Here is a 25,848-nt window from a genome sequence, read left to right as displayed (position 1 = left end):
AAAAATTAAAGGGTTTTCTGTCTGGATCGGGTTATTTGCTGAAGATTTTCAGCATTTGTGATCACACATTTTCGGGGTGTGATCACAAACAAACCGGTGCCAAAAAATGATTCGAGCGAGTCAGAATAGGCTTTGAAAACATATTCGAAGACCGTGTTCGCACCCCGTTTGCGCCAACATTTCCGGTAGCGTTCGAAGCGGCGGGACCGGACCTGTCAGGCTTTCGGGGCTTGGCGCATTCTCGCAGGCTGGCTAATCTGACCGGGCCTGTGTGGGTCCGGTTGGGTCGGGCAGGTCAAACATGAACAAGCTCCGAGCAGATGACAGTGCCGAACCCAGATTTCCCCGATGTCATGACCTGGATCTTCGACGGATCCGGCAAAGCTGTGTCACTGGACGCCGATGAATTTGCCAGCTGGATACCGACCGGACCGGAGGGGCGGTTCGCTTGGCAACACCTGAGGCTGGAAGCGTCTGGCACGGTTCCGCTTCTACGCGCCGGCGGGCTTGATGAGTTCGTGATCGACGCTCTGACGGCGGACGAGACCCGGCCCCGCTGTACCGTCCATGGCGATGGTGTAATCCTGAACCTGCGCGGAGTGAACCTGCAAGAAGGGCAACCGCCCGAAGACATGATCTCGGTTAGGCTGTGGTTGACGGAGAACAAGATCATCGGTGTCTGGCGCCGCCCCTTGGATGCGGTTGCGGACATGCTGGCGGCAATCGACCGCGGGCAGGCACCGAAATCGCCGGGTGACTTCGTCGCGCGTTTGGCCTTGCGGCTGGCAGATAGGGCCGAACCTGCGATCACCGATCTGAACGAACGTGTGGATGACCTCGAGGAGGCGCTTCTTGAGGCGAATGCCGAGATTTCCCGGGCCGAGCTGGCGGCGATCCGCAGGTCCTCCATCGTTCTGCGCCGGTATCTGGTCCCTCAGCGCGACGCGCTGACGACGCTCGAGATCGAAGACGTGCCGTGGCTGCAGGCTCACGACCGGTCGCGGTTGCGCGAAGCCTCGGAGCGCATCTACCGGATCGGCGAGGATCTGGCGGCTGTACGGGAACGGGTTCAGATCATACACGATCAGCTGATGGATGAACGGGCCGAACGTATGAACAACCGTATGCTCGTGCTGTCAGTGGTCAGCGCTGTCTTTCTGCCGCTGGGCCTGGTGGCGGGTGTTCTGGGGATCAATGTCGGTGGCATTCCCGGCGCCGAAAGTCCGCATGCGTTCTGGGTCGTTTGCGCCTTGCTGGTCGCACTTGGCGGGATGCTTCTGGGAGTAGCCAGGTGGCTTGGGATGTTCCGATAGAGCTCGAGGGCTCAAAAGGAATGCCCCGCCGGTTGGAGCCAGCGGGGCAGGGTGTCATGCCTTTGGCCGGATCTTTGGTGGGGTCCAAAGATCCGATCAATGTATCAGGCCAATGAGCTGTCGATGCCCTTGCAGGCCTCGATCAGACCTTTCACGGCGTTGACCGAATTGTCGAAACCGGCCTGCTCTTCTTCATTGAGCTGGATGTTGACGACCTTTTCGATTCCGCCGGCGCCGATCACGGTCGGGACGCCCACATACATGCCCTTCACGCCCAACTCGCCATCGCAATAGGCGGCGCAGGGCAGAACGCGCTTCTGATCCTTCAGATAGGCTTCGGCCATCTCGATCGCCGAGGTTGCAGGCGCGTAATAGGCCGAGCCGGTCTTCAGCAGGCCGACGATCTCGGCGCCGCCGTCACGGGTGCGCTGTACGATGGCGTCCAGCTTCTCTTGCGTGGTCCAGCCCATCTTGACCAGATCGGGCAGCGGGATGCCCGCAACGGTCGAATAACGAACCGACGGTACCATCGTGTCGCCATGGCCGCCCAGAACGAAGGCGGTGACGTCTTTCATCGATACGTCGAACTCTTCGGCCAGGAAGTGGCGGAAGCGGGCCGAGTCCAGCACGCCGGCCATGCCGCAGACCTTGTTGTGGGGCAGGCCCGAGAATTCGCGCAGCGCCCAGACCATCGCGTCCAGCGGGTTGGTGATGCAGATGACGAAGGCGTCGGGTGCATTGGCGGCGATGCCTTCACCGACCGACTTCATGACCTTCAGGTTGATGCCCAGCAGGTCGTCGCGGCTCATGCCCGGTTTGCGCGGCACACCGGCGGTCACGATGCAGACATCGGCACCGGCGATGTCCTCGTAGGATTGGGTGCCTTTCAGCTTGGCGTCAAAGCCCTCGGACGGGCCGGATTCGGCGATGTCCAGCGCCTTGCCTTCCGGGATGCCCTCGGCGATGTCGAACAGAACGACATCCCCCAGTTCCTTCATTGCTGCGAGGTGGGCAAGCGTGCCCCCGATCTGACCTGCGCCGATCAGCGCGATCTTGGGTCTGGCCATTTGGATTGTCTCCGGTCGGTTTTGAAATCGCGGTTTTGCTAGTCGCTAAAACGCCGTTGCGCAAGGGTTCTGCGGCGCGGCATGCGACCGCATACCGTTTGCCTGCCCCCCGCCGGTTGCGCTAAACCACCCGCAGGACAAGCCGTTTCGGGGCCGCCGCATGGTTGAATTGAACCTGATGTTTTTTGCCGTGGCGATCCCGGCAGTGATCTTTGCGGGCATTTCCAAGGGCGGCTTCGGCTCGGGCGTGGCTTTTGCGTCGTCGTCGATTCTGGCGTTGATCCTTGATCCGGGGCAGGCGCTGGCGCTGATGTTGCCGATCCTGATGGTGATCGACCTGGCCACCCTGCGCCCCTACTGGAAACGGTGGAACTGGCCCGACGCGCGTCTGCTGATGCTGGGGGCAGTGCCGGGTGTGGCGCTGGGCGCACTGCTGTACCGGGCGACCGACGAAGACCTGCTGCGCCTGCTGATCGGGGGCATCTCGGTGGGCTTCGTGGTCTGGCATGTGGCGCAATCCCGCGGCTGGGTGCGCGGTTTCGCCAACCGCCTGCCGCCTCCGGCCGGGCTGTTCGCCGGGCTGGTCGCTGGCTTCACCAGCTTTGTCAGCCACGCCGGCGGCCCGCCCGCCGCCGTCTACCTGCTGTCGCAACGCCTGACGAAAACCGAGTTCCAGGCCACCACCGTGCTGGTCTTCTGGGTCATCAACATCGCCAAGTTCGTCCCCTACGCCTATCTGGGCATGTTCACCCTGCAGACCGCCTGGGCCGACCTGCTGCTGACCCCCTTTGCCATCCTTGGCGCCTGGCTGGGCGTGCGTGCCCATTGGATGATGTCCGAGCGGCTGTTCTTCGGCATCGCCTATGTTCTGCTGACCCTGACCGGGTCAAAGCTGATCTGGGACGCGCTGACCTGATCCTCAGGTGTTCGGCGGCAGAGCTTCGGCCAGCACCTCATAGGCCTCGCCCGCGGCCACCAGGCAGGTCAGCCCGTTGGGCAGGGTCACCGTGATCGTCCAGGTGCCGGTGTCGTCCGAGGCAAAGACCTCCATCACCGCACCCTGCCGCGCCATGCCGATGCCGCGCCGGGTCTCGCCATAGGTCTCGGCCAGCCGCTGCAGCACGTCCGGCCGGGGCGCACAGTTCGGCGTCTGCGCCTGTACCTGCTGTGCCGCCAGCGCCATGATGCCCAGCCCCATCGTCATCTGAAACAACCGCTGATTCATTTTCCGACCCCATTTGCCTGTTGACCGGATCAAGGCTGCCGGAACCCTCTGCAATTGCTGTAAAACCACCGCGCGTTGCGTCACATGCTGCAATGCGGCGATTTTGGTCTTGAAGTTTCCGGCAAAAAATGCCCCATTCTGCGCAACTTTATTTCAACGAGAGGTTCCCATGGACCCCCGCCAGCGCCCCTACCGCTCTGTTCTGTACATTCCCGGCTCCAAAGAGCGGGCGCTCGACAAGGCGCGTACGCTGCCGGTCGATGCCATCATCTTCGATCTGGAAGACGCGGTTGCCGCCGATGAAAAAGAGAACGCACGCGAAACGCTAAAGGCCGCGCTGGCGACGGGCGGATACGGCCCACGCGTCAAGATCGTTCGAATCAACGGCCTCGACACCGACTGGGGCCGTGCCGATGCCGAGGCCGTGCGCGAGATGGATGCCGACGTGGTGCTGCTGCCCAAGGTCAACTCGGCCGCCGACGTGGATGCGCTGGCCGCGATCACCGGCGATCTGCCGATCTGGGCGATGATGGAAACCCCGCGCGGCATGCTGAACGCGGCCGAGATCGCGGCGCATCCGCTGATGGCAGGCTTTGTCATGGGCACCAACGATCTGGCGAAGGAACTGCAGACCCGCTTCCGCCCCGACCGCCTGCCGCTGATGACCTCGCTGGGCCTGTGCCTGCTGGCCGCCAAGGCCGAGGGGCTGGTGATCGTCGACGGCGTCTACAACGCCTTCAAGGATACCGAAGGTCTGGCTGCCGAATGTGCACAGGGCCGCGACATGGGCTTTGACGGCAAGACCCTGATCCACCCCGCGCAGGTCGAGACCGCCAACACCGCCTTTGCCCCGTCCGAGGCCGAGATCGACCAGGCCCGCCGCCAGATCGCGGCCTTCGAAGAGGTCGAGGCAAAGGGACAGGGCGTTGCCGTGGTCGATGGCAAGATCGTGGAAAACCTGCACGTTGTAACTGCCCGCGAAATTCTGGCAAAAGCAGAGGCGATATCAGCTTTGCAAGCGGGGTAAGCCAGCATGGGCTTCGTTCTTCTTATTCTCGGTGTGGCGCTTTGGTGGACCGCGCATCTGTTCAAACGCCTGATGCCCGCGCGCCGTGCGGCCATGGGCGACGCCGGAAAGGGCGCCGTCGCGGGCGCGCTGGTCGTGTCGATCCTGCTGATGATCTTCGGCTATCGCATGACCGATTTCATCCATGTCTGGGTGCCGCCCAGCTTCATGATCCACATCAACAACCTGCTGGTGCTGATCGCGATCTGGATGATGAGCCCGGCCGGAACCAAGGGCCGACTGCTGAACAAGGTGCGTCATCCGATGCTGGGCGGGTTCAAGCTCTGGGCCTTTGCGCATCTGCTGGTCAATGGTGATCTGGCGTCGATCATCTTGTTCGGCGGCCTGTTGGCCTGGGCCGTGGTCGAAGTGATCGTCATCAACAAATCCGAGCCCGACTGGACCCCGGGCGAGCCCGGAACGCTGGGCAAGGACGCGATGTTCTTCGTGGCCTCGATCGTGCTGCTGGGCATCATCGGCTACATTCATGGGCTGGTCGGCCCGTCTCCGTTCCCGGGCTAGGCAGGTGATGTGATGGCAAAACTTTATCGACTGCTGACTGAAGAGGACACCTCGGACTTCTGCCACAAGGTGTCCGAGGCGCTGGCCAAAGGGTGGGAGCTGCACGGCTCTCCGGCCTATGCGTTCGATCCGTCCACCAGCAAGATGCGCTGTGCGCAGGCCGTGACCAAGGAGGTCGCGGCCGACTATTCCCCCGACATGAAACTGGGACAGCAATAATGGCAAAGACCAATCCGGGCCGCTTTTTCGAGGATTACTCCATCGGGCAGGTGCTGCACCACGCGGTGCCCCGCACCGTGACGGTGGGCGAGCGCGCGCTCTATCATGCGCTCTATCCCGCGCGCCACGCGCTCTATTCCTCGGACGAGTTCGCCCGGAGCTGCGGCCTGCCGCAAAGCCCGATCGACGATCTGGCGGCGTTCCATGTGGTGTTCGGCAAGACGGTCCCGGACATCTCGCTGAACGCGGTCGCGAACTTGGGCTATGCCGAGGGGCGCTGGCTGCAGCCGGTCTATCCCGGTGACACCCTGCGGTCGGAAACCGAGGTCATCGGGCTGAAACAGAACTCGAACGGCAAGACCGGCGTGGTCTGGGTGCGCACGCGCGGCCTGAATCAGCGCGACGAAGTGGTGATCGAATATGTGCGCTGGGTGATGGTGCGGAAATCGAACCTGGATGCGCCGGCACCCGAAACCGTGGTGCCGGACCTGAAAAAGGCGCTGGCGCCCGGCGACCTCGTGGTGCCGAGCGGGCTGGATTTCAGCAAATACGACTTTGCTCTGGCCGGTGAACCGCACCGCTGGGGAGACTACCAGATCGGCGAAACCATCGACCATGTCGACGGCGTGACCGTGGAAGAGGCCGAGCACATGCTGGCCACCCGCTTGTGGCAGAACACTGCCAAGGTGCATTTCGACCTGACCTTCCGCCCCGACGGCCGGCTGATCTATGGCGGCCATGTGATCTCGATGGCGCGCGCGCTGTCGTTCAACGGGCTGGCCAATGCGCAGATGATCGTCGGTCTGAACGGCGGCGCCCATGCCAACCCCTGTTTCGCCGGAGACACCGTCAAGGCGTGGTCCGAGGTGCTGGACAAGGCCGAAACCGGCGTGCCCGGCGTGGGTGCGATCCGGTTGCGACTGGTGGCGACCAAGGGCGGCGAGGCCTTTGCGCTGCGCGGCTCGGATGGAAAATACAGCCCCGACGCCCTGCTGGATCTGGACTATTGGGCGCTGATGCCGATCTGAACGGGCTGACCCCCACAGTCTTGTGATCCCGACCGGGCCGAACCGTGCTAGGTTCGGCTCATGTCTTGTCTGCGTATCCTTGCTGCCGCGCTCTGCCTTGCCCGCCCGGCGTCGGCCTGCGAACTGGCGCTGGCGCTGGCCGTAGATGTGTCCGGCTCGGTCGACAGTTCGGAATACCGCATCCAGATGGATGGCCTGGCGGCCGGACTGCGTGATGCGGTCGTGTCCGAGGCGCTGGTGCGCGGCCAGGCCCGGTTGATGCTGGTGCAATGGACCGGGACCTCGCGGCAGCGGATCACCATCCCCTGGACCAAAATTGACGGGTTCGACGCACTGGATGCGTTTGCAGCAAAAGTGTCGGCCGATCCGCGTGTCTGGCGCAATTTCTCGACCGCGATCGGTGAGGCGCTGGAAATGACCGTGAACAGCTTTCTCGAGGTGCCCGAGTGCAAGCGTCATCTGATCGACATCTCGGGAGACGGCGTCTCGAACGAAGGGGTTGAACCCACCGAGATCCGGGACCTTTTGCGCCGTCAGGGGATTACGGTGAACGCAATTGCTATCGAGGAGAGCGAACCAGACCTGACGGCCTATTTCTTTGAAAACGTCATAGTCGGCGAAGGGGCCTTCGTCGTATCGGCTGCCGGGTTCAAGGACTATCCCGAACGGATCCGGAAAAAACTTCTGCGTGAAGTCACGCGGCAGACTGCCGATCTGCGCTGAGCGCAGAAAGATTCGTGATCACATTGCTTGACCCTTGAAAACGCTAACATTGGAGGGTTGGAATGCATTTTGTGATCACGAGAATATTTTGTGTGATCACGTTTCCGAATTATCGGCCGAATTGCGGGTGATTTGATCTTTTTTGCACGCGCAGCGCGTGACAGGGTCGCAAAATGGAGTAAAAACTTCGGTAGCCAACCTCAAAAGGAGCCGCCATGGCCGATGTCAATCGGGGGAACCGCCCGCTATCGCCGCATCTGTCGATCTATCGTCCGCAGTTGACCTCTGTCACTTCCATCCTGACCCGGATCACCGGCAACGCCATGTTGGTGGCCGCGCTGTTGATCGTCTGGTGGTTCCTGGCCGCAGCCACGTCGCCCGAAGCCTTTGATCGCGCCAATGGTGTGATCACGTCGCTCCTCGGGGACTTGGTCATGGCACTGTCGCTTTGGGGTCTTTGGTACCACACGCTGGCCGGCATCCGGCACCTGATCTGGGACAACGCGATCGGACTGGATATCCCGACAGCCTACAAGCTGGGCTGGGCGGTCGTGATCGGCTCTTTCGTGCTGACTTTTCTGACACTGTTGATCGTTGCCTGAGGGAGGCTGACATGCGTTATCTTACCGACCGCAAACGCGCCGTAGGCCTGGGATCGGCCAAGTCGGGTACCGAACACTTTTGGGCGATGAAGGTCAGCTCGGTTGCGCTGCTGATCCTTGTCCCGCTTTTCGTCTTCACATTCGGCCCCACGCTGGGACAGCCCTTTGACGTGGTGCTGGACTATTACTCGCGGCCATTCCCGGCGATCGTGGCGGCCCTGACGCTGGCCGTCGGGTTCAAGCATTTCGCTGATGGTGCCCAGGTGATGATCGAGGACTATGTGCACGGCACAATGGAAAAGGTTCTGATCATTCTCGTGAAGTGTCTCTCATATGGCGCCGCGGCCGCAGGTATCTTCGCCGTCGCCCGAATTGCCCTCTAACACCCCGGAGCTGGATGAAATGGCTGCTTACGAATACGAAACGCACGAATATGACGTGGTCGTGGTCGGCGCCGGTGGGGCCGGTCTGCGTGCCACGCTCGGCATGGCCGAACAAGGTCTGCGCACCGCTTGTGTAACCAAGGTTTTTCCGACCCGTTCGCACACCGTTGCGGCGCAGGGTGGCATTGCGGCGTCGCTGTCGAACATGGGCCCCGACCATTGGCAGTGGCACATGTATGACACCGTCAAGGGCTCGGACTGGCTGGGTGACACCGACGCGATGGAATACCTGGCGCGCGAGGCACCCAAGGCCGTCTATGAGTTGGAGCATTACGGTGTGCCGTTCTCGCGCACCGAAGAAGGCAAGATCTATCAGCGTCCCTTTGGTGGCCACACGACCGAATTCGGTGAGGGCCCCGCAGTTCAGCGCACCTGTGCTGCTGCCGACCGGACCGGTCACGCGATTCTGCACACATTGTACGGGCAGTCACTGAAGAACAACGCGGAATTCTACATCGAATATTTCGCCATTGACCTGATCATGTCCGAAGACGGCCAGTGCCAAGGCGTTGTCTGCTGGAAGCTAGACGACGGCACCATGCATGTCTTCAACGCCAAGATGGTGGTTCTGGCCACGGGCGGTTACGGCCGCGCCTATTTCAGCGCGACCTCGGCCCACACCTGCACCGGCGACGGCGGCGGCATGGTGGCCCGTGCCGGCCTGGCCTTGCAGGACATGGAATTCGTGCAGTTTCACCCGACCGGCATCTACGGCTCGGGCTGCCTGATCACCGAAGGCGCCCGCGGCGAAGGTGGATATCTGACCAACTCGGAAGGTGAACGGTTCATGGAGCGCTACGCGCCCCAATACAAGGACCTCGCACCGCGCGACTATGTCTCGCGTTCGATGACAATGGAAATCCGCGAAGGGCGCGGCGTCGGTCCCGAAGGCGACCATATTCACCTGAACCTGAGCCATCTACCTGCCGAAGCCCTGCATGAGCGTTTGCCGGGCATCTCGGAAAGCGCAAAGATCTTCGCCGGCGTGGATGTCACCAAGGAACCGATCCCGGTTCTTCCGACCGTGCACTACAACATGGGCGGTATTCCGACCAACTATTGGGGCGAGGTGTTGAACCCGACCGCCGACGATCCGAACGCCGTCGTGCCCGGCCTCATGGCCGTCGGCGAAGCCGGTTGCGCGTCGGTTCACGGAGCGAACCGGTTGGGGTCGAACTCGTTGATCGACCTCGTGGTCTTTGGCCGCGCGGCGGCGATCCGGGCAGGCAAGGTCGTCGACCCCGAAACGCCCAACCCGGTCCTGAACCAGGCCTCGGTCGACAAGGCGTTTGATCGGTTCGATGCGGTGCGCAATGCCAGCGGTGCAATCCCGACGGCCGATCTGCGGCTTGAGATGCAGAAAACCATGCAGGCGGATGCTGCGGTGTTCCGGACGGCCAAGACCCTGGCCGAAGGGGTCGAGAAGATGACTGCAATCGCGGCCAAGATGGAGGACATCAAGGTCACGGATCGCAGCCTGATCTGGAACAGCGACTTGATGGAGACGCTGGAACTGACCAACCTGATGCCCAACGCGCTTGCCACAATCGTCGGCGCCGAAGCGCGGAAGGAATCCCGCGGCGCTCATGCACACGAAGACTTCACCGAGCGCGATGACGAAAACTGGCGTGTTCACACCGTGTCCCGGGTTGACGGGAACAGGGTCGAACTCAGCTATCGCCCGGTCATCGTCGATCCGCTGAGCACCGAGGCTGAAGGCGGTATCAGCCTTGAAAAGATCGCGCCCAAGGCGCGCACCTTCTAAGGAGCGTCGAACCCAGTCCCGTTGAAACCGAAGAGCTGACATGCCTGCCAACTTGACCCGGATAGACAAAAAACGTGGTGCTTTGAAGCACCCGTTTGTCTGCGTGGCCACAGACCTGCGCCGAGTTGTTGGTGCAGGCATCACCGTCGGGGAATGGTGATGGGCGGGCGGGCCACAAAGGTTTTCGGGATCGGTCTTCCAAAGACGGCCACCACGTCTTTGGAGATCGGTTTCGAAACATTGGGCTACCGAAAGATGGGCTACTCACTCGATGCTCTGCACGAGTATTTGAGCAACGGCTATTCTCAACGGATCAGGGAGATGATCGCCAGTCATGATGCCTTTGCGGACTGGCCTTGGTCGCTGATGTATGTCGATCTGTTCCAGGACTTCGGGCGAGACGCCAAGTACATCTTGACCCGTCGGAGCTCGGCTGAGGTTTGGGTAAACTCGATGAAGCGCCACTCGGTTACGACACAGACAGCCGAGATCAGGCAAAGCGTATATGGTGTGAAATGCCCGCATGGCTATGAGGCACATCTGATCTCGCAATACGAGCATCACAATCGCAGCGTGATCGCCTTTTTTGAGCAGCAGGACGCTTTGGATTGTCTGCTCGATCTTCGCATCGGGTCCGACAATGATTGGCGGGACTTTACCGCGTTTCTTGAGCACCGGCCTTCTGATGGCGGGTTTCAGCACAGCAACCGCAGCGAAAACCGAGAGCCGGAACCGCATACAGTCTTTCACAATCTAAACCTGATCAACCAGGCACAGCGTGGGTTGGAAAAGCCCGAACTGACCTTGGACGAGGCCTTGTTGAATGTTCCGGCGCCGGCGCGCCGAAATTCTTATCAGGGGCAGGCAATCCGCATGCACGCGAAAACCGCGCTGGATGCCGATCAGATCAGCAGACGCCGCCAGAGACGGATCGCGCGCGCGGATCGTTACAGTCCGCTGTTGCGGACTCTGATCGTGCCGTCCCAAGAAGCGCATCTTGACGCGCTGCGCGCTGCGATTTCCCCTTACGTAGGTTTCTCGGTCAACGCGATTAAGTCCTACGGGCTGTATGGAACAACGGCAACGCGCGATTGGAAGGCCGTCGAAGCCGACATGCTGGAGGCGGTTTTGCAGGAGGTTGTTCAAGGCCGGCTGCTGCCGAACATCCTCATACCCCAGCGCCATTCCGAGTTCTGTCTTCTGCAACGTGTTCTCTTCGATTGCGAACAGCTGCCCGAAACCACGGAAAAGCCACCGAACGGGATCTGTTTGCATGTTTTCCGAGGCCAGATCGGGTTCGCCGTGCATCCTGGACAGGATGGAGTTCCGCTGGCCATCTATGATCATCAATTGCGCCCGGTACAGGGCTTTGACAGTCATTTCCCTGAGGGCATCGCAATGCGCGACGTCGACCGAGAAGCAATTTGCAGGTCAGCAGCGAATGCTGCGGGCGACGCAGAATATGCCCAGGTTCTCTATTGCTCGGCCGTGCGTGCAGATGCCGTCGATCAATTCCAGCGCCTTCCGTCAACGGCGAGCTATATGGCATTTGAGCATGCAGTCGACGTGAAGCTGGGCAGCATGTGGCCAGAAGACAGCCTTTTGCGCAAAGGGCTGGACAGTGTTACCGATTGGAAAATCGGTGCGCCTGGCATTCCAAAAGACAATCTTCAGCGCGCAGCCAAAACAGAGGTAGTCTCATGGTCCAACTGACCCTCCCTACGAATTCCCGGATTACGACGGGCAAGACTTGGCCGAAACCGGAAGGCGCGAGCAACGTGCGTAAGTTCCAGATCTACCGCTGGAATCCGGATGACGGGCAGAACCCTCGGGTCGACACCTATTTCGTCGACATGGACGATTGCGGGCCGATGGTTCTGGATGCGCTGATCTACATCAAGAACAAGGTCGACCCGACCCTGACCTTCCGCCGGTCGTGCCGCGAGGGGATCTGCGGTTCCTGCGCGATGAACATCGACGGGATCAACACGTTGGCCTGCATCTACGGCATGGACGAGATCAAGGGCGACGTGAAGATCTACCCGCTGCCGCACATGCCGGTGGTCAAGGACCTGATCCCGGATCTGACACATTTCTATGCGCAGCACGCTTCGATCATGCCGTGGCTGGAGACCAAGACCAACCGCCCTGCAAAAGAATGGAAGCAGTCGATCGAAGACCGAAAAAAACTGGATGGTCTGTACGAATGCGTCATGTGCGCCAGCTGCTCGACCTCGTGCCCCAGCTATTGGTGGAATGGCGACCGGTACCTTGGTCCCGCCGCGCTGCTGCATGCCTATCGCTGGATTATCGACAGCCGCGACGAGGCCACCGGCGAGCGTCTGGATCAGCTTGAGGATCCGTTCAAGCTGTATCGGTGCCATACGATCATGAACTGCGCAAAGACCTGCCCCAAGGGTCTGAACCCGGCCAAGGCGATTGCCGAGATCAAGAAGATGATGGTCGAACGCGCAGTTTGACGGATGACGACCAACGTGCTTGCCGCGTTGCGGCAAGTGCATGGCCCACATGCGAAATCATTGGATGTGGGCCGCCCCGGCCAAGACTATGTTTGGTATCGGGGAGGAGTGACGGATTGGAAACAGGATCACTCCGATGAAGAACGAATCCAAAAAAACAGACGCAGCCAAAGCCTTGGAGTATCTTGAGCAAGCCTGGGCCTACTACGAGCCCGAGCCGGTCAAGCCCGCAAAAGATGCAGAGCCTGAGCTGTTTGAATACGCCAACGCGGCCTGAGTTTTCCAAGCCAAGTCTTGAGTCCCGGAGCATATTGCGCGAAGCAGGGGAATGCCTGTTCTTCTGCTTCTGCTCGGCGCCGGCGTGTTCGCCTATTTCGTCTGGCGTTCACGCACGTCTTCTTTGACCCGGGACTGCCGGTGGCGGCAGCACAGGCAAGCCGGCACGTGGAGTTGTGCGTATTGCGGGGCGGTTTCCGTCTCCGAGACGCAGCCCACGCGATGCGAACGGAAATAAGCCTTTTTACCTAAGGGAAACGGGGTTTTCCCAAAGCTCGTTCTGGGTCAATCTGCGCAAAACAGCGGAAAGATGCAGAATGCCAAATCCTCCTTCGGATGCCGCCACCCGCCGCGGGATCGCTCCGGTCATTTGCTACCCAAATGACACCCTGCCCAGCGTTGACCTTGACCTGCTGCTGGACGCCCGAAAGAGCGCGCGAAAGACAGCCGAAGTTCTGGTGCCGCCACGTGATGCCCGTTGCTTTGAGGTGCCGGCCGGACACTTCTTTCGGATCACCTCAGTCGAAGGCCCGCAGGTCGGCGACCTGAACCTGTGGAACCTGCACGACCTGAACGAACGTTTCTATTCGGGCAAGACGCGTGCATTGCATGGCACCCATGTCACGACCGGCGAGCGGCTATGGTCCAGCTTTCCCTATCTGCGCCCGATGGCCACGATCGTTGCGGACACCTTGGACTGGTACGGAATCGATCAATATGGCGGGTCGGTGCATGACGTGATCGGAACGCGTTGCGATCCCTATACCGGAAACTTGCTGTCGGGCACTCAATACCATCATTGCTGCCACTCCAACCTGACCCGGGCGCTGGCTGACCATACTGGTCTGGAAATTCCGGTAGCCGAGCGTTTGGTGCACGACGTGTTGAACGTATTCATGTGCACTGGCTTTACCCGCGATACGGGGCAGTATTTCATGAAGGCTTCACCGGTTCGACCGGGTGACTACTTGGAGTTCTTCGCGGAAGTCGACCTACTGGGTGACCTCAGCGCCTGTCCGGGTGGGGATTGCTCGTCCGAGCACTCGTCGGATACCGCCGCCTGTCACCCGCTGTTGGTCGAGGTTTTCGAACCTGTCGAAGGCACGCTGAGCGGATGGCAAAGTCCGGCGCCCAATGGCTATGACCGTACGCATGGGCGCTGAGGCCCGGGGGTGACCCGGGCCGGTTTGTGTCAGGCGTTCGGGAAGGCGGCCTGCAGTGCGATTTCCACCATGTCACCAAAGCTGCTCTGGCGCTCGGACGAGGGCAGGGCCTCGCCGGTCAGAAGGTGATCGGACACGGTCAGAACCGCCAAGGCCCGGCATTTGTGCCGCGCGGCCAGGATATACAACTCGGCTGCCTCCATTTCGACACCCAGGATTCCGTGACGCACCATCTGTTCGTTCAGGTCGGGGCGTTCGTCATAGAAAACGTCAGACGAGTAGATGCCGCCGATATGGGTTGCCGTGCCCTTGGCCTCGGCTGCTTTGGCGGCAGCCTGCAGCAGGCCCCAATCTGCACAAGGCGCAAAGTTGAGCTCTTTCATGATGCCCCGGGACGGGGTGCTGAGCGTCGTTGACGTCATGGCCAGGATAACATCCCGGACCTTCACGTTTTCCTGCATGCCGCCGCAAGACCCGATGCGGATCAGGGTTTTTGCACCGTAGTCCCGGATCAGTTCATTTACGTAAATGGACAGCGACGGCATTCCCATTCCGCTGCCCTGAATGGTGACCGGGTTTCCTTTCCATTCGCCGGTGAAACCCAGCATCCCGCGGACATCGTTGATTTGCCGCACATTGTTCAGAAAAGTTTCGGCGGCCCATTTCGCACGATACGGATCACCCGGCAAAAGCACGGTCTCGGCGATTTCGCCTCTTTCGGCGCCAATGTGAATTGTCATTTTGATACTTTTCCCGTTCAGATTTCCAGATCGGAAATATCTGCCCCGGCTTTCAGCGCTTCGTGGACCCATTTCGGTTTTCGCCCACGCCCCGTCCAGGTTTGCGCCGGATCGGCCGGATTGCGATATTTTGCTTTGGCTTTCGATCCCTTGCCGGACCGTGTGGGCTGAGATGCCAAGTCGGACAAGGAAAACCCGTAAGCGGCAGCTGCTTTTTCAGCGGCCATCAATGCTTCCTGACGCTCTCTGGCCTCAGCGTTTTCCAGCGCCTTGTCGACCTGATCGCGCAATTCAAGCAATTCCTTACGCGACAGCTTGTCCAGATTTATGCCCATTGTCGTTCTCCGTACCCACCTGATTCATTTTTTACTCATCAGGCAACGTTACGGAGAATCCCAATCAATGGCCATTCTTTAAACGAAATGGGCAATGGAATTAATTTTGGGCGATTATTCCGCGGCCAGCGTTTTTGGATCGGCCAGCAAAACGATATCCCCCATTATGGCATTCAGCTCGAAATTCTTGGGCGTATAGACCTTGGCAACACCCATTGATCTGAGACGATCCGCGTCTTCGTCGGGAATGATGCCCCCGACGACAACGGGAACATCACCCAAGCCAGCTTCGCGCAGGCGGGTCATGACGTCCTGTACCAACGGCAGGTGGCTACCGGACAGGATCGACAGGCCGATCACATGAGCTTGCTGCTCGATGGCCGACTTCACGATTTCCTCGGGGGTTAGGCGGATGCCGTCATAAGTAATGTCCATGCCGCAGTCGCGGGCGCGGAACGCGATCTGTTCGGCGCCGTTGGAATGGCCGTCCAGCCCCGGCTTGCCGACCAGGAATTTCAGACGACGCCCCAGGCGGTCGCTGACCGCATCCACCGCCGCGCGCAGATCGTCCAGACCCTCGGTCTTGTTCGAGACCGACCCCGAAACGCCCGTCGGACCGCGATAGGTGCCAAAGACGCGGCGCATCTCTTCTGCCCATTCGCCGGTGGTGACACCGGCCTTGGCCGCGGCGATCGACGGCTCCATGATGTTGGCGCCCGATTGCGCGGCGGCGCGCAGATCGGCCAGAGCCGCGGCCACGGCGGCCTCGTCGCGGGCGCCACGCCAGTCGTTCAGGCGCGCGATCTGTTCCTGTTCGACCGCCGGATCGACGACCATGATCCCGCCATCCTCGGTCTGCAGGGGCGAGGGTTCGCCCTCGGTCCAGCGGTTCACGCCGACGACGATGGTTTCATTGCGCTCGATCCGGTTGAGACGCTCGGCGTTGGAATCCACCAGCCGCGATTTCATGTAGTCGATCGCCGCAACCGCACCACCCATCGAGTCCAGATTGGCCAGTTCGGCCCGGGCGCCCTGCTTCAGTTCCTCGACCTTGGCGTCGACCACCGGGTTGCCATCGAACAGGTCGTCGTATTCCAGCAGGTCGGTCTCATAAGCCAGGATCTGCTGCATCCGCATCGACCATTGCTGGTCCCAGGGGCGCGGCAGGCCCAAGGCCTCATTCCACGCTGGCAGTTGCACCGCCCGGGCACGCGCCTTTTTCGACAGGGTCACGGCCAGCATTTCGATCAGGATGCGATAGACGTTGTTCTCGGGCTGCTGCTCGGTCAGGCCCAGAGAGTTGACCTGAACACCATAGCGGAATCGGCGGAACTTGGGGTTTTCCACGCCATAGCGCTGTTGCAGGATTTCATCCCAAAGATCGACGAAAGCCCGCATTTTGCACATTTCGGTGACAAACCGGATGCCCGCATTCACGAAAAACGAGATGCGGCCGCACAGCGCCGGAAAGTCCTCGGCCGGAACGCGGGGGCGCAGCTCGTCCAGTACCGCGATGGCGGTGGCCAGCGCATAGGCCAGCTCCTGCTCGGGCGTCGCGCCGGCCTCTTGCAGGTGGTAGGAACACACGTTCATCGGGTTCCATTTCGGTACGTTCGAATAACAATACTCGGCCACGTCCGCGATCATCTTCAGTGAAGGTTTGGGCGGGCAGACATAGGTGCCGCGGCTCAGGTATTCCTTGATCAGGTCGTTCTGCACCGTGCCCTGCAGCTTGGACACATCGGCGCCCTGTTCCTCGGCCACCGCGATATACAGCGCCAGCAGCCAGGGGGCCGTGGCGTTGATCGTCATCGAGGTGTTCATCTGCTCCAGCGGGATCTGGTCGAACAGCACCCGCATGTCGCCCAGGTGGCAGACGGGCACCCCGACCTTGCCGACCTCGCCCCGGGCCAGGGTGTGATCGCTGTCATATCCGGTCTGCGTCGGCAGATCGAAGGCCACTGACAGACCGGTCTGCCCTTTGGCCAGGTTGGACCGGTACAGCGCGTTCGAGGCTTTGGCCGTGGAATGACCGGCATAGGTTCGGATGAGCCAGGGGCGGTCTTTCTGCGTCTGCGTCATGGTCAGAGCCTCATGCGTCGATGGGTAACAATATTTCTCTCATGGGTTCTAAAGCGCAATTTTCAGCACATGTCAATTCGCTGCGTTGCGGCATGTCAGGCGTGCTGCCGATTGTGACAGCGGCGGTTTGATGGCACTGTGCGGGCATGACGCAGACCGTTGAGTTACCGATTTGGCTGTTTGTTCTGATCGTGGTGTTTGCCGCGGTCACTTTTGCTTCGCATTTCCTGTTCCCGTCGGTGCGCTGGTTCTTTCGCCGTCGGCTTGAACGGGCTGTTGAACGGTTGAACCAGCGCCTGCAACGACCGATCCAGCCGTTCAAGCTGGCCGAGCGTCATGACATGATCCAACGCCTGATCTATGACCCGCAGGTTGGTCAGGCTGTTCAGCACCACGCCGAAGAACATGGAATCCCCGAAGCCGTCGCGTTCGAGCAGGCCCGGCGCTACGCCCGGGAAATCGTCCCGTCGTTTTCGGCCTTTATGTATTTCAGCTTTGCCATTCGGTTGGCTCGATGGTTGAGCAACGCGTTCTACAATGTCCGCCTCAGCCACGAGGACGAGGCCGCATTGAAGGAGATCGATCCCAAAGCAACCGTGGTCTTTGTGATGAATCACCGGAGCAACATGGATTATGTTCTTGTGACCTATTTGGCCGCGCAACAGTCGGCGCTGTCCTATGCGGTGGGCGAGTGGGCACGGGTCTGGCCGCTCAGCCGGTTGATCCGCGCGATGGGGGCCTATTTCATCCGGCGCAAGTCCGGCAGCGAACTCTACCGGCAGGTTCTGGCCAGCTATGTGCGCCTGGCCACCAATGCCGGTGTGACTCAGGCGATGTTCCCCGAGGGCGGTCTGAGCCTCACCGGGTCTTTGGGACGACCCAAACTGGGACTGCTGAAATACATCATCGACGGCACCAGTCCCGATGGTCGCGACGTCGTGTTCGTACCGGTTGCGCTGAACTATGACCGGGTGCTGGAGGATACGATTCTGACCGCCGCCGCCTTGGGCAGCGAACGGCGGTTCCGCGCGCGGATCGGCGTGATCACAAGGTGGAGCCTGAAACAGATATGGCGCCGTATCATCGGGCGTTACAAACGGTTCGGTCTTGCCTCGGTCCGATACGGCCTGCCCATTTCGCTGCAGGAGTTTCGCGAACAAGCCGGCCCGGACCTGATGACGGATCTGGCTCGAGAGTTGATGCGCCGGATTGGCCGGGCGATTCCTTTGGTTCCAGCGCCTGCCGCGTGCTGGCTCGTTCGCGAAAACGGCACCATCTCCGAGTCTGACGTTCAGTCACGGATCGTCGAGCTGATGCGGCGCGAGGGCGCCACGGACGAAGACCTGAAGGCCATCCCGCCAGCGATCGAACAACTGGTCGAACGGCGAATACTGAGCAGAAACAACGGTATGCTGTCGCCATCGGTCGAGCGGCTGGATCTGATGAAGTATTATGCGGCCTCAGCGCCCATCAGCGAAGACCCGGATGGTTCTGCGACTGCAAAAGAAATTTCTGCGGCCGCTGGGTCATAAAATTTCAATAATGATCCGAAATGGGTTGCAAAATTACTCATGGGCCAATATTCCAGCCTATGAAGCGCGCGATTCTGCGTCGCGGCGAACATGTTTGACAGAGGAGGCCACAATGGCTTTGGACACCGACGGCGGCATCGCGTCCTACGAGGCACCGGAAAAAGACCTCTATGAGATGGGTGAAATCCCTCCGATGGGATATGTGCCCAAACAGATGTATGCGTGGGCCATCCGCAAAGAGCGCCACGGCGAGCCCGACACTGCGATGCAGTTGGAGGTGGTCGATGTGCCCAAGCTGGACAGCCACGAAGTGCTGGTTCTGGTGATGGCGGCGGGCGTCAACTACAACGGTGTTTGGGCCTCGCTCGGCAAACCGATCAGCCCCTTTGATGGCCACAAGGCCCCGTATCACATCGCGGGCTCGGATGCGTCGGGCATCGTCTGGGCGGTGGGCGACAAGGTGAAACGCTGGAAGGTCGGCGACGAGGTCGTGATCCACTGCAACCAGGACGACGGCGACGATGAAGAGTGCAACGGCGGCGATCCGATGTATTCGCCCAGCCAGCGCATCTGGGGCTATGAAACGCCCGATGGGTCATTTGCGCAATTCACCAACGTGCAGGCGCAACAGCTGATGCCGCGCCCCAAGCACCTGACCTGGGAAGAAAGTGCCTGCTATACGCTTACGCTGGCCACTGCCTATCGGATGCTGTTCGGACACGAGCCGCATGATCTGAAGCCGGGCCAGAACGTTCTGGTCTGGGGCGCGTCGGGGGGTCTGGGCTCCTACGCGATCCAGCTGATCAACACGGCCGGCGCCAACGCAATCGGCGTGATCTCGGACGAAAGCAAGCGGGACTTCGTGATGGGGCTGGGCGCCAAGGGCGTCATCAACCGCAAGGACTTCAACTGCTGGGGCCAGTTGCCTACGGTCAACACGCCTGAATATGCCGAGTGGTTCAAAGAGGCCCGCAAGTTCGGCAAGGCGATCTGGGACATCACGGGCAAGGGCGTGAACGTCGACATGGTGTTCGAACACCCCGGCGAAAGTACCTTCCCGGTCTCGACCTTTGTCGTCAAAAAAGGCGGCATGGTCGTGATCTGCGCCGGGACCACCGGCTACAACCTGACCTTTGACGTTCGGTACATGTGGATGCACCAGAAGCGTCTGCAGGGTTCGCATTTCGCGCATCTCAAGCAGGCGTCTGCTGCAAACCGGCTGATGCTGGAGCGGCGTCTCGATCCCTGCATGTCCGAAGTGTTCACTTGGAAAGAACTGCCCGAGGCGCACATGAAAATGATGCGGAACGAGCACAAGCCGGGCAACATGTCTGTCTTGGTTCAGGCCCCGCGCACGGGCATGCGGACCTTGGAAGAGGTTCTGGACGCCCGCGGTTGATCACCGCGCTTTGAAAGCAAGCGCCCGCGAATCGTTCAGACGGTTCGCGGGCGTTTTGCGTTCAGAAGATGGGATATTGTTTTTCAATGCCATGCAAATTCGGGACCCGCTGTTTTTGGGGAGTAGAAAGCAGTGAATAGGCAAGAAAACAGCGTACATGTTATGGTTGTGTTAACCCTTCGTTAACTGTTTCGGAGAGACCATGATGGCGCGAAATGAGTGGATACTGGACGTATTGTCGGACCTCAACGCCTTCGCCGTTGCGAATGGGTTGACCGCGCTGGCCGAGCAGCTTGACGACACCAGGCTGATCGCCGCGGCCGAAATTGCGTCCCTGAACGATGAGGCAAAAGCGCCGTCGAATGGGAACACAGTTCGATTTGAGCCAGGTCCTGGAGGATTTGGAAAACACCAGCACGCTTGACGAGCTGGGTGCGGTTGCTGTCCGCATCAGGGACAAACTGAAGGTCGATCACATCGTCTATCACTGGGTCGATGGCGCCGGCGATCAATATGGCTACACCACCTATCCGGATGCCTGGGCCGACCGATACCGTGAACGCAACTATCACCGAATAGATCCCGTAATCCTGGGCTGCTTCCAGCGGTTTCATCCGGTCAACTGGAAATCTCTGATCTGGTCCGGCAAGGTCGCAAAAGCCTTTCTGCAAGATGCTTTGGATCATGGTGTCGGCAATCAGGGCTATTCGATCCCAATTCGTGGGCCGAATGGCCAGTTCGCGCTTTTTACGGTCAATCATAGTTGCAGCGACGAGGCTTGGGGAGCCTTCATCGTGACCTACAGCCGCGAGTTGATACTGCTCGCCCACTACTTCAACCGCAAAGCTTTGGATTTCGAGCAGGACCGCAGACCTGAATCCGCGCGCGGCCTCTCTCCGCGCGAGATCGACGCGATGACGCTGCTGGCCTTGGGCTACAGCCGGGCGCAGGTCGCGCACTCCCTGTCTATTTCCGAGCACACATTGCGTGTCTATATCGAAAGCGCCCGGTCCAAGCTGGGCGCTCTGAATACAACCCATGCCATCGCCACTGCCCTCAGCAGAGGATTAATAGTGGTTTAAGGCCCGCGCGAGGGCCACACGGTAAATTAACCACGACTTTGTACCCCCTTCGTTCCAGTACTGGACGACAAGGGGAAAAGTCATGCTGCGTTATGTTTACGCTGACGAGCTTCATAAATTTCCAAATTTGGCCGAGGGGATGTTTCGCGACCGCGCCGATCAATTCAAAACCCGCCTCGGATGGGATGTTCATGTCAATTCCAAAGGAGAGGAACGGGATCAGTATGATGATCTGAACCCGCTGTATGTCATCTGGGAAGAGCCGGACGGCAGTCACGGCGGATCGATGCGGGTATTGCCCACGACTGGCCCTGTCATGGTAAATGAGGTGTTCGGGCATCTGACCGGCGGCAGCCCAATCCGCAGCCCGCTGATCTGGGAAGTGACGCGGTTCTGCCTGTCCCGCACCGCTCATCCACACACGGCCGGGGCAATCATGCTGAGCGGGGGGGAGATCATGGAAGGCTTCGGTCTGACCCACATCGCCGGGGTCTTTGATGCAAGGATGATCCGTATCTATCGGCTAATCGGTTCCTCGCCGGTGGTCTTGGGCTCGGAGGGGGCGGGCCGTGACCAGATTTCGGTCGGTCTTTGGCCCTATTCCGCTGACGATTGCAACCGCGTGGCCGAGCGGGCGGGCATCCCGCGCGAGCTGTCGCGATTGTGGTTCAAGACGGCGTTCGGGTCCGCCGCGCGGCATCGGTTCGCACTGTCTGCCTGACGTTGAATTCCGCATCTGGCGCAGGTTGGCGCGGCCCTGTAGGGTCGCGCCATGTCTCTGCCCAAGGTTACTTTTTCCGAAGATCAGGCCGCCGCGTTCGACAGCATAGCCCAGATGCTGAAAACCGCAGGCGTGGACCTGGAAGATGATGCGCTGCTCAAACTGCCCGGCCAGGGCGAATCGGGGGTCATGGCGGTGATCGGCAAGGCCGGATCGGGCAAGACCCTGCTGTTGGCCGAACTCTTCAAGGCACTGGCCGAGACCGGAGTTCAGATCGTCTCGGGCGACTATGAAAGCCGCAAATCGAAGGACAAGCGCAGCCTTGCCATTTTGGCCCCGACCAACAAGGCCGCCAGCGTGTTGCGGTTGCGCGGTGTTCCGGCCACCACCATTCACCGCATTCTGTACACGCCGGTCTATGATCCGGAATACGAACGGATCGCCGAGTGGCTGGCGGGCAACGACGACCGCCCCGAGGTCGAAGGCCTGACCGACGAGGCGCTGGACCGCGCGGCCGCGTTTTACGCCAACAACAAATCCATCCCCGGTGCCTTGGCCGCCGCTGGCCTGCGCGGATCGGATTTCATCACCGGCTGGAAACGGCGCGACGAGCCGTTGGATATCGGGTTCGTCGATGAGGCCTCGATGCTGGACGACCGCCAGTTCGAGGATCTCAAGGAGATCTTTCCCACCTTGCTGCTGTTCGGCGATCCGGCGCAGTTGGCACCGGTGAACCAGTCCGGGTCGATGGTGTTCGATGCTTTGCCCGAACCGCGCAAGCTGATCCTGCACCGGGTGCACCGGCAAGAGGCCGACAACCCCATTCTGGATCTGGCCCATGCGCTGGCCGATCCGGCCATGGGGTTCGAGGATTTCGAACGCCTTGTCGAGCAGACCGCCCGCACGGATGACCGCGTGGTTTGGGGCCAGCGGGTCGAGGTCGATCTAATGGCACGAAGCCCGGTTCTGGTCTGGCGGAATGCGACGCGTATCCGGCTGATCCAGGCCTTCCGTCAGGTGCATGGTGCGCCCGAGACCGAATTGTTGGAAGGCGAACCGCTGATCTGCGACGGGATCGAGCTGCCGCTGAAGCACCGCAAGAAGCGGCTCGACCTCGAGGCGCGCGGGCTGATCAAGGGCGCGCAGGTGATCTATCTGGGACCGGGGCGCAAGCCGGGATTCTCGCGGCTGCATGTCATGGGGGCCGAAGATCCGCAGGTCAGCGCCGCGTCGATCGTGCAGATCGAAAAACCGGACGAAGAAGAGCCCTTCATCCCCTTTGCCGCGCGCATGGGGGCCACGTTTCTGCATGGGGCCGCCGTGACGATCCACAAGGCGCAGGGCTCGCAGTGGGACACGGTGCAGGTTTTTGCCCCTGACCTTTATGCCGCCGCCCGCATGGGCCGGACCGAGGCCGGGCAACCCCTGTGGAAACGGCTGGCCTATGTGGCCATCACCCGGGCGCAAGAGCGGCTGATCTGGGTGGTGCGCAACCGGCTGTCCAAACCAAGCCACCCGCTGCGGGTTGACGACCTGCGCGCGGTCCCGGCCGCAAAACTTACGCTGGAGGCGGAGGAGACGTGAAGACGATCATTGTAACCGGGGCAAGTTCGGGCATCGGGCGAGCCACCGCCGAGCTGTTTCTGGATCAGGGCTGGAAGGTCGGCCTGTTGGCACGCAGTGCGGACAAGCTGAGCCAGTTTGCCGCGACGCGCGAAAACGCCATTCCACTGGTGGCCGACGTGACCGACCCTCAAGCGGTGTCGGCGGCGTTCGATGAATTTCAGGCGCAGGCTGGACGGTTGGATGTTCTGTTCAACAACGCGGGGATCTTTGCCCCTGCCGGGACGATCGACGAGATCGCGCTGGACGACTGGTATCGGAGCGTCAACGTGAACCTGAACGGGATGTTTCTGTGTGCCCGCGCGGCCTTTGGCTTGATGCGCAGGCAGGTGCCCCAGGGGGGCCGCATCATCAACAACGGCTCGATCGCGGCGCATGTACCGCGCCCGAATTCGGTTCACTACACCGCCACAAAACACGCGATTACCGGGCTGACACGAAGCCTGTCGCTTGACGGCCGCGCTCATGGGATCGCCTGTGGGCAGATCGACATCGGAAATGCCAGAACCCAGATGGTGCAGAACCTGGTCGATACGGCGGTTGCTGAAGGGCGAGAGCCTGATCCGACGATGGAGGTCGAAGACGCCGCGCGCTCGGTCCTGCACATGGCCAGCCTGCCGCCCGAAGCCAACGTTCAGTTCATGACCGTGATGGCAACGACGATGCCGTATATCGGGCGCGGGTAGCGGTCAGTTTTCGCGCAACAGTCGGAAAGCCGTCGAAGCGCCCCAGCCTGCGGCGATGGCAATGACGAGGGACATCAACCCGTACCAGACCGGCTGTTGACGCGACATGTTGTAGAGAAACCGCTCGAGCCCGACTTTCCGAACGTCGATAACCGTCTCGAACTGCGAAATGACTTCGCCGTTCCGCATCAGGAAGATGCGGGTCAGGTAGTCGCCTTCGGTCAAGTCGGCCGGCATCTCGATGGAGGTGCGGAATAGCGTTTGCTCATCCACGGCAACCGTGTTCTCCCGGATCGAGTACAGGCCCTCATCCTCGCGGATCCTGACGACGGCCCGGGCGAAATCCTGAGCCTCCCGAATATGCATGGCTGCCCCGACGGACCGGATCGCGCGCCGGATCGAGATGCGATAGCGCAGATCTTCGGTGTCGGTGATGATGTCCGTGAACGGTGCGCTTGTGGCGACTGCGTAGAAGCTGGGTGCGGAATCGACCAGAACGCTGTCGGTATTCACCCAGATGCCGAATTTCTTTTCCTTGCGCCGCACCATGACCGGCTCGGACGGGCCTGCGACTGCCACGATCACCTCCAGCGGAGGGCCGGGCGGGATCGGCGCTTCGCGCTTGACGGCGCCAAAGATCAGAATCTCGGATCCGTCGAAATCGGCGGTGATGGCCACGCGATCCTGGCTGAGGCCAAGAACGACCTGCTCATCCGCGGCATGGACGGGGAGGGTCAGGAACACAAGGGCGATGAACCAGCGCAACACGTCAATGCCCCCCATCGGTGCCAAGCGAGTACAGCTCGGCCGGTTGCAACAACAGATCCAGGGCCAGCTTTCCGCAAACCGCCAAGACAAGAGCGGCTAGCAGGACGCGCAGCTGCTCGGCCGGGATGCGTGCCCCCAGCACGGTCCCGATCTGAGCCCCGATCACCCCGCCAACCAACAGTAGGACAGCCAGCACGATATCGACCGTAAAGTTGGTCGTGGCGTGCAGCATGGTGGTGAAGCCAGTGACGAAAATAATCTGGAAAAGGGATGTCCCCACAACCACTTTGGTTGGCATTCCCAGCAGATAGATCATGGCGGGCACCATGATGAACCCGCCGCCCACACCCATGATCGCCGACAACACGCCGACGAACAGCCCGACAAGCACCGGCGGAATGACCGAGATATACAGCCCCGAGGTCCGGAACCGCATCTTGAACGGCAGGGCGTGGATCCACCCCCTCTGGCGCCGTTTGACAGGGACCCCACCGGCCTTGCGGGACCTGCGCAGCGCATTGAGGCTTTCAAAGAACATCAGCCCGCCAATGACGCCCAGAAAGACGACATAGCAGAGCTTGACCAGCAGATCGACCTGACCCAGGCTTTTGAGATAGTTGAAGAAGACAACGCCCACGGCGGCGCCGATCAGACCACCCACAAGAAGGACCGTGCCCATCTTAAGGTCGACCGTCTTTCTTCGGAAATGCGCCAGCACTCCCGAGAATGACGAGGCAACGATCTGGTTCGCCTCGGTTGCCACGGCAACGGCGGGTGGGATGCCGATAAAGAACAGCAGCGGGGTCATCAAAAAGCCGCCACCGACACCGAACATGCCGGACAGGATTCCCACCATGCCGCCGAGGCCAAGCAGCAGAAAGGCGTTTACGGAAACTTCGGCGATAGGCAGGTAGATATGCATGTGGTCTAGCCGATCCGTACTGCGGTGGACTGGTAAAAACGATCAAAGGCGGGCGCGTTGCGTTGG

At 60.7% G+C, this 25,848-nt stretch carries 27 protein-coding genes; 20 read left to right on the top strand and 7 right to left on the bottom strand.

Features of this window, described 5'->3' with window-relative positions:
- Positions 1–320: 320 nt before the first annotated feature.
- Complete coding sequence (locus AC2FML_RS15635) at positions 321–1,313, top strand: zinc transporter ZntB (protein WP_496783811.1); 993 nt, start codon at positions 321–323, stop codon at positions 1,311–1,313.
- 104 nt (positions 1,314–1,417) lie between these two features.
- Here AC2FML_RS15635 and mdh read toward each other — a convergent pair whose 3' ends face one another.
- A complete protein-coding gene (gene mdh, locus AC2FML_RS15630) occupies positions 1,418–2,380 on the bottom strand; it encodes a malate dehydrogenase (protein ID WP_170342201.1) in 963 nt (320 codons plus the stop codon).
- Positions 2,381–2,540: 160 nt separating this feature from the next.
- On the opposite strand from mdh, the gene AC2FML_RS15625 reads away from it, so the two are divergent.
- Positions 2,541–3,296, top strand: a complete 756-nt coding sequence (locus tag AC2FML_RS15625) for a sulfite exporter TauE/SafE family protein (RefSeq protein WP_170342199.1) — start codon at positions 2,541–2,543, stop codon at positions 3,294–3,296.
- A gap of 3 nt (positions 3,297–3,299) precedes the next feature.
- On the opposite strand, the gene AC2FML_RS15620 is transcribed toward AC2FML_RS15625, so the two are convergent.
- The gene (locus AC2FML_RS15620) at positions 3,300–3,605 is read right to left on the bottom strand and encodes a hypothetical protein (RefSeq protein WP_496783810.1); all 306 of its coding nucleotides are present in this window, start codon (positions 3,603–3,605) and stop codon (positions 3,300–3,302) included.
- A gap of 169 nt (positions 3,606–3,774) precedes the next feature.
- Between AC2FML_RS15620 and AC2FML_RS15615 the strand changes: the two genes are divergently transcribed.
- From AC2FML_RS15615 to AC2FML_RS15560, 12 genes are all read left to right on the top strand, one after another.
- Positions 3,775–4,632 carry an HpcH/HpaI aldolase/citrate lyase family protein gene (locus AC2FML_RS15615; RefSeq protein WP_496783809.1) on the top strand — a complete coding sequence of 286 codons (858 nt, stop codon included), beginning with the start codon at positions 3,775–3,777 and terminating at the stop codon, positions 4,630–4,632.
- Between the two features lie 6 nt (positions 4,633–4,638).
- Entirely contained in the window at positions 4,639–5,193 is a 555-nt protein-coding gene (locus AC2FML_RS15610; protein ID WP_496783808.1) for an NnrU family protein, read from the top strand.
- A 12-nt stretch (positions 5,194–5,205) separates the two neighbouring features.
- Positions 5,206–5,412, top strand: a complete 207-nt coding sequence (locus AC2FML_RS15605) for a DUF1737 domain-containing protein (protein WP_170343327.1) — start codon at positions 5,206–5,208, stop codon at positions 5,410–5,412.
- Positions 5,412–6,440 (top strand): MaoC family dehydratase, encoded by a 1,029-nt coding sequence (locus tag AC2FML_RS15600; RefSeq protein ID WP_496783807.1) that lies wholly within the window; start codon positions 5,412–5,414, stop codon positions 6,438–6,440. Before AC2FML_RS15605 ends, AC2FML_RS15600 begins: the two co-directional genes overlap by 1 nt.
- Positions 6,441–6,500: 60 nt before the next feature.
- Positions 6,501–7,163 (top strand): DUF1194 domain-containing protein, encoded by a 663-nt coding sequence (locus AC2FML_RS15595; RefSeq protein WP_496783806.1) that lies wholly within the window; start codon positions 6,501–6,503, stop codon positions 7,161–7,163.
- A gap of 215 nt (positions 7,164–7,378) precedes the next feature.
- A complete protein-coding gene (gene sdhC, locus AC2FML_RS15590; RefSeq protein WP_170343324.1) occupies positions 7,379–7,765 on the top strand; it encodes a succinate dehydrogenase, cytochrome b556 subunit in 387 nt (128 codons plus the stop codon).
- Positions 7,766–7,776: 11 nt separating this feature from the next.
- The gene (gene sdhD / locus AC2FML_RS15585; RefSeq protein ID WP_093963475.1) at positions 7,777–8,148 is read left to right on the top strand and encodes a succinate dehydrogenase, hydrophobic membrane anchor protein; all 372 of its coding nucleotides are present in this window, start codon (positions 7,777–7,779) and stop codon (positions 8,146–8,148) included.
- A gap of 19 nt (positions 8,149–8,167) precedes the next feature.
- Positions 8,168–9,973 carry a succinate dehydrogenase flavoprotein subunit gene (gene sdhA, locus AC2FML_RS15580; protein ID WP_170391872.1) on the top strand — a complete coding sequence of 602 codons (1,806 nt, stop codon included), beginning with the start codon at positions 8,168–8,170 and terminating at the stop codon, positions 9,971–9,973.
- A 159-nt stretch (positions 9,974–10,132) separates the two neighbouring features.
- Complete coding sequence (locus tag AC2FML_RS15575; protein ID WP_496783805.1) at positions 10,133–11,686, top strand: sulfotransferase; 1,554 nt, start codon at positions 10,133–10,135, stop codon at positions 11,684–11,686.
- Positions 11,674–12,453 carry a succinate dehydrogenase iron-sulfur subunit gene (locus tag AC2FML_RS15570; RefSeq protein WP_170343321.1) on the top strand — a complete coding sequence of 260 codons (780 nt, stop codon included), beginning with the start codon at positions 11,674–11,676 and terminating at the stop codon, positions 12,451–12,453. Before AC2FML_RS15575 ends, AC2FML_RS15570 begins: the two co-directional genes overlap by 13 nt.
- A gap of 136 nt (positions 12,454–12,589) precedes the next feature.
- Positions 12,590–12,730 carry a hypothetical protein gene (locus AC2FML_RS15565; RefSeq protein WP_170343320.1) on the top strand — a complete coding sequence of 47 codons (141 nt, stop codon included), beginning with the start codon at positions 12,590–12,592 and terminating at the stop codon, positions 12,728–12,730.
- Positions 12,731–13,046: 316 nt separating this feature from the next.
- Positions 13,047–13,892 (top strand): urea carboxylase-associated family protein, encoded by an 846-nt coding sequence (locus tag AC2FML_RS15560; RefSeq protein WP_496783804.1) that lies wholly within the window; start codon positions 13,047–13,049, stop codon positions 13,890–13,892.
- Positions 13,893–13,921: 29 nt separating this feature from the next.
- Here AC2FML_RS15560 and deoD read toward each other — a convergent pair whose 3' ends face one another.
- The 3 genes from deoD to AC2FML_RS15545 form a co-directional block, all read right to left on the bottom strand.
- Complete coding sequence (deoD, locus tag AC2FML_RS15555; RefSeq protein ID WP_496783803.1) at positions 13,922–14,632, bottom strand: purine-nucleoside phosphorylase; 711 nt, start codon at positions 14,630–14,632, stop codon at positions 13,922–13,924.
- 17 nt (positions 14,633–14,649) lie between these two features.
- Positions 14,650–14,967, bottom strand: a complete 318-nt coding sequence (locus AC2FML_RS15550; protein WP_170342178.1) for an H-NS histone family protein — start codon at positions 14,965–14,967, stop codon at positions 14,650–14,652.
- Between the two features lie 114 nt (positions 14,968–15,081).
- Positions 15,082–17,049: a protein meaA gene (locus tag AC2FML_RS15545; protein WP_496783802.1), complete on the bottom strand. Its 1,968-nt coding sequence runs from the start codon at positions 17,047–17,049 to the stop codon at positions 15,082–15,084.
- Between the two features lie 146 nt (positions 17,050–17,195).
- On the opposite strand from AC2FML_RS15545, the gene AC2FML_RS15540 reads away from it, so the two are divergent.
- The 6 genes from AC2FML_RS15540 (at position 17,196) to AC2FML_RS15515 (ending at position 24,092) form a co-directional block, all read left to right on the top strand.
- The gene (locus AC2FML_RS15540; protein WP_480637537.1) at positions 17,196–18,581 is read left to right on the top strand and encodes a 1-acyl-sn-glycerol-3-phosphate acyltransferase; all 1,386 of its coding nucleotides are present in this window, start codon (positions 17,196–17,198) and stop codon (positions 18,579–18,581) included.
- Positions 18,582–18,693: 112 nt separating this feature from the next.
- The gene (gene ccrA, locus AC2FML_RS15535) at positions 18,694–19,980 is read left to right on the top strand and encodes a crotonyl-CoA carboxylase/reductase (RefSeq protein ID WP_170343314.1); all 1,287 of its coding nucleotides are present in this window, start codon (positions 18,694–18,696) and stop codon (positions 19,978–19,980) included.
- 362 nt (positions 19,981–20,342) lie between these two features.
- The gene (locus AC2FML_RS15530; RefSeq protein ID WP_170436086.1) at positions 20,343–21,062 is read left to right on the top strand and encodes a helix-turn-helix transcriptional regulator; all 720 of its coding nucleotides are present in this window, start codon (positions 20,343–20,345) and stop codon (positions 21,060–21,062) included.
- Positions 21,063–21,144: 82 nt separating this feature from the next.
- The gene (locus tag AC2FML_RS15525; protein ID WP_170436089.1) at positions 21,145–21,783 is read left to right on the top strand and encodes an acyl-homoserine-lactone synthase; all 639 of its coding nucleotides are present in this window, start codon (positions 21,145–21,147) and stop codon (positions 21,781–21,783) included.
- 51 nt (positions 21,784–21,834) lie between these two features.
- On the top strand, positions 21,835–23,367 hold the full coding sequence (locus AC2FML_RS15520; protein ID WP_496783801.1) for an ATP-dependent DNA helicase: 1,533 nt from the start codon (positions 21,835–21,837) through the stop codon (positions 23,365–23,367).
- Positions 23,364–24,092 carry an SDR family oxidoreductase gene (locus AC2FML_RS15515; RefSeq protein WP_496783800.1) on the top strand — a complete coding sequence of 243 codons (729 nt, stop codon included), beginning with the start codon at positions 23,364–23,366 and terminating at the stop codon, positions 24,090–24,092. The genes AC2FML_RS15520 and AC2FML_RS15515 overlap by 4 nt, the downstream gene beginning before the upstream one ends.
- A gap of 3 nt (positions 24,093–24,095) precedes the next feature.
- On the opposite strand, the gene AC2FML_RS15510 is transcribed toward AC2FML_RS15515, so the two are convergent.
- Positions 24,096–24,860 carry a TIGR02186 family protein gene (locus AC2FML_RS15510; protein ID WP_170360158.1) on the bottom strand — a complete coding sequence of 255 codons (765 nt, stop codon included), beginning with the start codon at positions 24,858–24,860 and terminating at the stop codon, positions 24,096–24,098.
- A gap of 1 nt (position 24,861) precedes the next feature.
- The gene (locus AC2FML_RS15505) at positions 24,862–25,782 is read right to left on the bottom strand and encodes a sulfite exporter TauE/SafE family protein (protein WP_170343309.1); all 921 of its coding nucleotides are present in this window, start codon (positions 25,780–25,782) and stop codon (positions 24,862–24,864) included.
- Between the last annotated feature and the right edge of the window lie 66 nt (positions 25,783–25,848).

This window comes from Ruegeria sp. BHSC029 (assembly GCF_059613085.1).
The sequence above is the reverse complement of the archived record's forward strand: the minus strand, read 5'-3'. Positions and strand labels throughout refer to the sequence as shown.